Below are 8,306 nucleotides of genomic sequence, written 5' to 3' on the forward strand. Positions count from 1 at the left end.
AAGGAGGAGCTTACCTATGGACTATAAACAATATGTTAAAATAGTGGAAAACTGGCCAAAAGAAGGAATTAAATTTAAAGATATTACCCCACTAATGGAAAACGGAGTAGCCTATAAATCGGCAGTGGATGAAATGGTTGCATATGCACGCAAAAGGAAAGTTGATATTGTTGTAGGTCCTGAAGCTAGAGGATTTATTATCGGATGCCCGGTTTCTTATGCTTTGGAAGTTGGGTTTGCTCCTGTAAGAAAAGAAGGGAAACTGCCCAGAGAGGTTATTAAAGTAGATTATGGCTTAGAATATGGAACGAATGTTTTAACGATCCATAAGGATGCAATAAAACCTGGACAGCGGGTATTAATAACGGATGACTTACTTGCAACAGGCGGCACAATCGAGGCAACTATAAAATTGGTGGAAGATCTTGGTGGAATTGTAGTTGGTTGTGCATTTTTAATTGAACTGAGCTATCTTGATGGAATGGATAAGCTTGATGGTTATGATGTATTAACGTTAATGACCTACTAAAACGGGTTCAAAAAAGTGGATAAAAAAGGACCGAGGTCGGCTAAGTACGCAGGCGTCTTTTTGAATATCCATTACTGACGGTAGTGTTAAAGGTCTGATAGAGCTGAATTAGGCTGCTTATCAGACCTATTCTTATATAGGAATGTAATAATAAATGGACACTTGAAGCGGAAAAGCATATAATTATAATTATTTAACACTTTAAGAGCATCTGTTTTAATCAGAATTTTTCAAACAGTGAATGGGTGATTATATATGGCAAAAGATGACATTGTTACAATTGAAGACATAATAGATAATTCCGGTAAGTATCTTACAGAAGATGATACTGCTTTTATTCGTCATGCTTACGAATTCGCAGAACGTGCACATGCAGAACAATTTCGAAAATCGGGGGAGCCGTATATTATTCATCCTGTTCAAGTTGCTGGAATATTGGTGGATATGGAAATGGATTCTGAGACAATTGCAGGCGGCTTGTTACATGATGTTATTGAGGATACGGATGTTACACTGGAAGAGTTAGAAGAAGCATTTAATCATGAAGTTGCGATGCTGGTGGACGGGGTTACGAAGCTTGGTAAAATCAAATATAAATCAAAAGAAGCATTACAGGCAGAAAACCATCGAAAAATGTTTGTTGCAATGGCAAAGGATATTCGTGTCATTTTAATCAAACTAGCGGATCGACTGCATAATATGCGTACATTAAAGCATTTGCCATCTGAAAAGCAACGGAGAATATCGAATGAAACATTAGAAATCTTTGCGCCATTAGCTCACCGTTTAGGTATCTCAATGATTAAATGGGAGTTGGAGGATACAGCACTACGCTATTTAAATCCACAGCAATATTATCGTATCGTACAATTAATGAAACAAAAGAGAGATCAGCGTGAAACATACATCGAGGAAGTAATTGATGAGGTTGCGGATCAGCTTAAAGATGTGAATATTGAGGCTGAAATGTCCGGACGTCCAAAACATTTATATAGTATTTATCGAAAAATGGTAAAGCAAAATAAGCAGTTTAATGAAATCTATGACCTTTTAGCAGTCCGAATACTTCTAAGCAGTATAAAAGATTGCTATGCGGTATTAGGGATTATTCATACATGCTGGAAACCAATGCCAGGCCGTTTTAAAGATTATATTGCAATGCCAAAACCGAATCTGTATCAATCCTTGCATACTACAGTGATTGGTCCAAAAGGGGATCCTTTGGAGGTGCAAATCAGAACAAAGGAAATGCATGAAATTGCTGAATACGGTATTGCGGCACATTGGGCTTACAAAGAAGGGAAGCAGGTAAATAATAATAAAAAGTCATTTGAAGAAAAACTGACATGGTTTAGGGAAATTTTAGAGTGGCAAAACGACACACATGATGCTGAAGAGTTTATGGAATCACTCAAGGTAGATTTGTTTTCGGATATGGTTTATGTATTTACACCAAAAGGAGATGTTATCGAGCTGCCATCAGGTTCCATACCACTCGATTTCGCTTTTAAAATTCATACTGAAATTGGTAATAAGACAATTGGTGCTAAAATAAATGGAAAGATGGAGCCATTGGATTATAAATTAAAGAACGGGGATATCATTGAAGTAATGACATCCAAGCACTCTTATGGCCCGTCACAGGATTGGCTGAAAATCACCCAGACATCACAAGCGAAAAATAAAATCAGACAGTTTTTTAAAAAACAGCGAAGAGATGAAAATATATCTAAAGGTAAGGAAGCTGTTGACAAGGAAATACGGGCATTATCATTTGAGCCAAAAGAAGTATTAACAAACGACAATCTACAGCGAGTATACGAAAAATTTAATTTCTCAAGTGAGGATGATATGTTTGCAGCTGTTGGTTATCAAGGGATTACAGCAGCTTTAATCGTTACCAGACTTACAGATAAACTTCGTGCGACAAGACAAAAAGAGCAGGACCTTGCACAAACACTTGAAGAAGTAAAAACAGATACCAAAAGAAAAAAAACGCCTAAAGCTGATTTTGGAATAAAAGTGAAGGGTGTCGATAACTTACTCGTTCGATTGTCTAAATGCTGTAATCCGGTACCTGGGGATAAAATTATGGGGTATATAACAAAAGGTCGAGGTGTATCAGTCCACCGAGCTGATTGTCCTAATGTTCAAACAAATGAAGCGAAGGAACGTTACCTTCATGTGGAGTGGGAAGTTAATCAGATAGATCAAAAGCAATATCATGTTGATTTGGAAATATCCGGTTATGACCGAAGAGGTTTGTTAAATGAAGTACTACAAGCAGTAAATGAAACCAAAACAAATATTACACATGTCAATGGAAGGTCAGACCGAAATAAAATGGCTATTATTCAAATAACGATTTTGATTCACAATACAAATCATCTTCGGAGAATAGTGGAACGAATAAAGCAAATTAAAGACGTCTATACGGTAACCCGTACATTACAGTAGAAAGCTATAACTAAACTAGAGCTACATCATCTAAAGGAGTATTTTATAAATGAAAGCTATCATTCAACGAGCAAAGAATGCCAGTGTCACAGTCAATGGAAAAATTACGGGAGAAATTGACCATGGATTTGTAGTGCTACTCGGTGTTACTCATGAAGATTCAATCGAAGACGCAAAGTACCTTGTAAGTAAAATCATAAACTTACGTGTTTTTGAAGATGAAAATGAGAAAATGAATTTATCTTTAATTGATGTAAGTGGAAGTATTTTATCAATTTCGCAATTTACATTGTATGGTGATATCCGTAAAGGTAGAAGACCGAATTTCCTTCATGCAGCAAAACCTAAACAGGCAAAAGAGTTGTATGAGCAATTTAATCAATTGGCTAAAGAACAGGGTATTCCGGTTGAAACTGGTAAATTTGGTGAAATAATGGATGTGAAATTCACAAATGTTGGGCCAGTTACCTTAATACTGGACAGCAAAGAAAAATAACTAAAGGGGTATTAAACACCGTCCTTTAGTTATTGGCAAAATATTTTCCTAAACCATTTACAATTCCTGATACTAATTTTTTCTGATAGGCACTTGTTTGAAGTAGTGCTTCTTTTTCTTCATTGGATATAAATCCTAGCTCGACTAATACAGATGGTTTCAGGGTCTGCCTGATAACAAATAAGTCTCCATAAGTAGTACCCCGGTTTTTCGCATCTGTTTCTTTAATAATTTCTTTTTGAATGTAGTCTGCTAAGCCTTGGTTTTGTTCATGATAATAATAGGTTTCAATTCCGCTTACATTCGCAAGTCCAGGAACACTATTATAATGAATGCTTATAAAAACATCTGTATCCATTATATTTGCAAAGCTTACTCTGCTACCAAGCGAGATAAACTCATCTTCAGGTCTGGATAAAAGCACTTCAGCTCCAAGTATGGAAAGCTCCTGTGCTAGTTCATTTGCCGTGAGATAGGCAATGTTTTTTTCATACGATCCAGTGGCACCAATTGCACCAACATCACGACCACCATGGCCTGCATCAATAACGATGGTTTTATTAGTGAATCCGGTAGTAGATGAAGTTTTATCTTTCTCTGCAAGTTGTTTTAAAATAAAACCGGTAAAGTCATCTTTTGTAATCTCATACCAGTCACCCTTTTCGGAAATCACATTGTAGGTAGTGCCCTGATCAGCGAAATGAATAATATCATTGTCTGTTGAAGGACCACTGCGAATTTGGGTATTATCATGTTGTATCGTGATGGTTTTTTCAGTGAAGTCTTCTTTGAGTTCGGCTTTGACCGATATGTATTCTGTAGTAACCCAGCCTGCCTGATCACCATATTGTATTTCTACCCATTCGTCCTGTTGTTGAATAATTTGATATGAATCATCTGTGTTTGCCGATCCAATACTGTCATAATCTGTACCTGGACCGCTTCTAATATTTAAACCATCCACATTTATCACTGCCTGATCTGCATAGACTTGGTCTGAATAGAATACCAAACTAAAAAACAGGGCAATAATTATTAGGAAATTACTTTTTAATTTCAAATCTGTTTCCTCCTCATACAATCTGATGGTTCTATTTGTTAAGTATAATAAAAACTTCTCTTTAAGGCAAAACTAGTTACATCAAGGGAGGAAATTTAAATGCGATATCATGATAAACAATGGAACTCAGCAAATAATAAAGATATTTTTGGTGTTAATATCCATCATTTTATGGAAATGGAGGGACATTCAAATCATATGGAAATAGCCCAGGAATTAGGGATATCTATCGGAGAGGTTAAAAAATTAAAGAAAAAAATTAATCGTGCTTGACAATAATTCATCTACAGATTAATATAATAGTCATTCAAATAAATTTAAATATGATTATATAGATGAAAACCAGTGAAGGAAAGAGTAATTAGGTAATCAAATGAAAAGAGAAAAAGTGCCAATGGCTGAGAGCATTTTTACATTTTGGTCTAATGAATGACATTCCTAAGGATTTATATCGAAATCTTTTAGTAGGTATAAACGTCCCCATAGGCGTTAACTATGAAGAGCGGATGCGGGAGATATGCATCAACTAGGGTGGCAACGCGGGTAAACTCTCGTCCCTTATTATTATAGGGGATGAGGGTTTTTTTCTATTTTCATAAATATTAAGGGGGATTTCGGATGAATATGAAAGCACCACGAGGTACGGTTGATATTTTACCAAAGGATGCAAAGAAATGGCAATTTGTTGAAAATAAAATAAAGAACATTTGTGATCGATTTCATTTTGAAGAAATTCGTACACCACTATTTGAGCATACAGAGGTTTTTCAACGAGGAGTCGGTGATTCAACTGATATTGTTCAAAAGGAGATGTACACATTTGAAGATCGAGGTGGCAGGAGCTTGACACTTAGGCCGGAAGGAACCGCTTCTGTGGCACGAGCTTTTGTAGAAAATAAATTATTTGGTGATCCTAATCAGCCTGTTAAACTGTATTATTTTGCTCAGATGTTCCGTTATGAACGTCCGCAAAAGGGGAGAATGCGTCAATTAAATCAATTTGGTGTGGAAGTTTTAGGTAGTGCAAGTCCCGCTGTTGATGCCGAGGTTATTGATTTAGCAATGAGTTGCTACAGGGAATTAGGTTTAAAATCTTTAAAATTAGTTATTAATTCATTAGGTGATAATGAAAGTAGAATAAATCACCGTAGGGCGTTGGTAGAACACTTTACGCCACATAAGGATGAGCTTTGTAAAGATTGTCAAACACGACTTACTCAAAATCCTTTACGTATATTGGATTGTAAAATAGATAGTGATCATCCCGCAATGAAAACTGCACCTTCCATTTTGGAATATTTAAATGAAGGGTCAAAGAATTATTTTGATCAGGTGAAAGACTATTTAACAGTAATGGGGATCGACTATGTTGTTGATAAGAACCTGGTCCGGGGTCTTGATTATTATAATCACACAGCCTTTGAGATTATGAGTGAAGCGAAAGGATTTGGTGCTATTACCACATTGGCTGGTGGTGGCAGGTATAACGGCCTTGTTGAAGAACTTGGCGGACCAGCGACACCGGGAATCGGCTTTGCTATGGGGCTGGAACGATTACTTATGGCACTTGAAGCGGAAAACAGAGAAATCCCATTAAATGAAGCATTGGATTGCTTTTTGATTGCGGTTGGCGATGAAGCTGAGAAAGAAGCTATACGACTTGTTCATGAATTACGACAGAATGGTATTCAGGTAGATAAAGATTATCAGGGGCGTAAAATGAAAGCACAATTTAAATCAGCTGATCGGAACAAGGCTAAATATGTTTTGATATTAGGAGAAGATGAGCTCCAAAAACAAATAATTAATGTCAAGGAAATGGGAACAGGTGAACAAGTTGAAATCCCATTGTCACAGCTTGCTGTGAGCATGCAGGAAAAGCTTCAAGGAGGAAAAGAAAGTGAGTAAACGCATATTAGTTGGAACGTTACAAGAAAACAACATCGAACAAACAGTATTATTAAAAGGGTGGATACAAAAGCGAAGAGATTTGGGTGGTTTAATTTTTATTGATTTGCGTGATAAATCCGGGGTTGTCCAAGTAGTCTTTAATCCCGATCACTCCGCAGCAGCATTAGAAATTGCTGAATCGGTACGGAGCGAATACGTCGTTGAAATAAGTGGTATTGTTGCCGGAAGAGATGAAGCAACAATTAATTCTCTGATGGAGACCGGAAAGATTGAAGTAATGGCAACTGATATTAAGATCTTGAATAAGTCTAAAACACCTCCATTTGCGATTAAAGATAAAACAGATGTATCAGAAGATCTTCGCCTGAAATACCGTTATGTGGATTTGCGCAGAAGTCCGATGCAGGAAACATTTAAATTACGTCATCAAACGACACAGGTGGTTCGAAATTATTTGAATGATAATGGATTCCTGGAAATGGAAACACCTATTTTAACGAAAAGTACCCCAGAGGGTGCACGTGATTATTTAGTACCCAGTCGTGTGCATTCAGGTGAATTCTATGCATTACCACAATCTCCACAATTATTTAAACAGTTGATTATGATGAGTGGATTTGAAAAGTATTATCAGATTGCCCGGTGTTTCCGTGACGAAGACTTGCGTGCAGATCGCCAGCCGGAATTTACTCAAATTGATATTGAAACATCATTTATGACAAGTGATGAAATTATGGAAATGACGGAACAAATGATGCAAAAGATCATGAAGGAAATTAAAAATATCGATCTTGCGTTACCACTGAAGAGAATGCCGTATGATGAGGCAATGGAACGTTTTGGTTCAGATAAACCTGATACAAGATTTGGTATGGAACTGATCCACGTATCAGATATTCTGGCTGAATCCACTTTTAAAGTGTTTCAAGGTGCAATTTCAGCTGGTGGAAAGGTTTGTTTACTTAACGTGAAAGAACAAGCTGCAAATTATTCACGCAAAGATCTGGATAAACTGACTGATTATGTGAAGGTTTATGGAGCTAAAGGGTTAGCATGGCTTAAAGTGGAAGGTGAAGATCTAAAAGGGCCAATTGCCAAATTTCTGTCAGAGAATGAAAAGACGGAGCTTATTTCTCGTGCATCAGCCTATGATGGAGATTTATTATTATTTGGTTCGGACAAAGCGTCTGTGGTATACGACAGTTTAGGTGCTTTAAGGTTAAAGCTGGCTAAAGAATTAACATTAATTGATGAATCAAAATTCAATTTTTTATGGATAACTGATTGGCCGTTACTTGAATATGATGAAGACCTTGGAAGATACTTTGCTGCACACCATCCATTTACATCACCGGTAGAAAGTGATATTGATAAATTAACAGCAGATCCTGGAAGTGTCCGGGCAAATGCATATGACCTTGTGTTAAATGGTTATGAACTCGGTGGAGGTTCTATTAGAATTTATAAAAAAGAACTACAAGATCAAATGTTTAGTGTCCTAGGATTTACAGAAGAGGAAGCAAATGAGCAGTTTGGCTTTTTACTAGAAGCATTAGAATATGGTGCGCCACCACATGGAGGAGTCGCATTAGGACTTGATCGGATTATTATGCTTTTAGCAGGGAGATCCAATTTACGAGATACCATTCTTTTTCCAAAAACAGCATCTGCTTCAGATTTATTAACAAATGCACCGGGTGAAGTAAGTGAGGCGCAATTGGATGAATTAGCTATCCAATTTACGGACAAGGATGACTAGATTGGAATACTGTTAATAATATGTAAAACTTGACAGTAAAAAGTTCCTCGTAACGATAGAAAATAATATTTTACATATCAAACTAAACCTTGTT

7 protein-coding genes and 1 other annotated feature are annotated in these 8,306 nt (G+C 36.7%); of the genes, 6 read left to right on the top strand and 1 reads right to left on the bottom strand.

Annotated elements, in window-relative coordinates; genetic code table 11:
- The first annotated feature begins 16 nt into the window (after window positions 1–16).
- The 3 genes from AC6HVZ_RS03825 to dtd all read left to right on the top strand — a co-directional run bounded on the left by AC6HVZ_RS03825 (window position 17) and on the right by dtd (window position 3,482).
- On the top strand, window positions 17–529 hold the full coding sequence (locus tag AC6HVZ_RS03825; RefSeq protein WP_497556812.1) for an adenine phosphoribosyltransferase: 513 nt from the start codon (window positions 17–19) through the stop codon (window positions 527–529).
- Between the two features lie 255 nt (window positions 530–784).
- A complete protein-coding gene (locus tag AC6HVZ_RS03830; protein ID WP_497556813.1) occupies window positions 785–2,986 on the top strand; it encodes a RelA/SpoT family protein in 2,202 nt (733 codons plus the stop codon).
- 49 nt (window positions 2,987–3,035) lie between these two features.
- Complete coding sequence (gene dtd, locus AC6HVZ_RS03835) at window positions 3,036–3,482, top strand: D-aminoacyl-tRNA deacylase (protein ID WP_497556814.1); 447 nt, start codon at window positions 3,036–3,038, stop codon at window positions 3,480–3,482.
- A 25-nt stretch (window positions 3,483–3,507) separates the two neighbouring features.
- On the opposite strand, the gene AC6HVZ_RS03840 is transcribed toward dtd, so the two are convergent.
- Window positions 3,508–4,542: an N-acetylmuramoyl-L-alanine amidase family protein gene (locus AC6HVZ_RS03840; RefSeq protein ID WP_497556815.1), complete on the bottom strand. Its 1,035-nt coding sequence runs from the start codon at window positions 4,540–4,542 to the stop codon at window positions 3,508–3,510.
- Between the two features lie 99 nt (window positions 4,543–4,641).
- Here AC6HVZ_RS03840 and AC6HVZ_RS03845 point away from each other — a divergent pair, with 99 nt between their 5' ends.
- The 3 genes from AC6HVZ_RS03845 (at window position 4,642) to aspS (ending at window position 8,212) form a co-directional block, all read left to right on the top strand.
- On the top strand, window positions 4,642–4,815 hold the full coding sequence (locus AC6HVZ_RS03845) for a hypothetical protein (protein WP_497556816.1): 174 nt from the start codon (window positions 4,642–4,644) through the stop codon (window positions 4,813–4,815).
- 63 nt (window positions 4,816–4,878) lie between these two features.
- Window positions 4,879–5,104 (top strand) — a binding site (T-box leader).
- A gap of 56 nt (window positions 5,105–5,160) precedes the next feature.
- Window positions 5,161–6,450 (top strand): histidine--tRNA ligase, encoded by a 1,290-nt coding sequence (hisS, locus tag AC6HVZ_RS03850; RefSeq protein WP_497556817.1) that lies wholly within the window; start codon window positions 5,161–5,163, stop codon window positions 6,448–6,450.
- Entirely contained in the window at window positions 6,443–8,212 is a 1,770-nt protein-coding gene (gene aspS, locus AC6HVZ_RS03855) for an aspartate--tRNA ligase (RefSeq protein ID WP_497556818.1), read from the top strand. The genes hisS and aspS overlap by 8 nt, the downstream gene beginning before the upstream one ends.
- The last annotated feature ends 94 nt before the right edge of the window (window positions 8,213–8,306 follow it).

The organism is Oceanobacillus sp. NCCP-135 (assembly GCF_059698015.1).

Excerpts from the sequence above, each read along its gene's own strand:
- dtd (WP_497556814.1), top strand. The coding sequence starts at position 3,036 with ATGAAAGCTATCATTCAACGAGCAAAGAATGCCAGTGTCACAGTCAAT.
- AC6HVZ_RS03830 (WP_497556813.1), top strand. The coding sequence starts at position 785 with ATGGCAAAAGATGACATTGTTACAATTGAAGACATAATAGATAATTCC.
- AC6HVZ_RS03825 (WP_497556812.1), top strand. The coding sequence starts at position 17 with ATGGACTATAAACAATATGTTAAAATAGTGGAAAACTGGCCAAAAGAA.
- hisS (WP_497556817.1), top strand. The coding sequence starts at position 5,161 with ATGAATATGAAAGCACCACGAGGTACGGTTGATATTTTACCAAAGGAT.
- AC6HVZ_RS03845 (WP_497556816.1), top strand. The coding sequence starts at position 4,642 with ATGCGATATCATGATAAACAATGGAACTCAGCAAATAATAAAGATATT.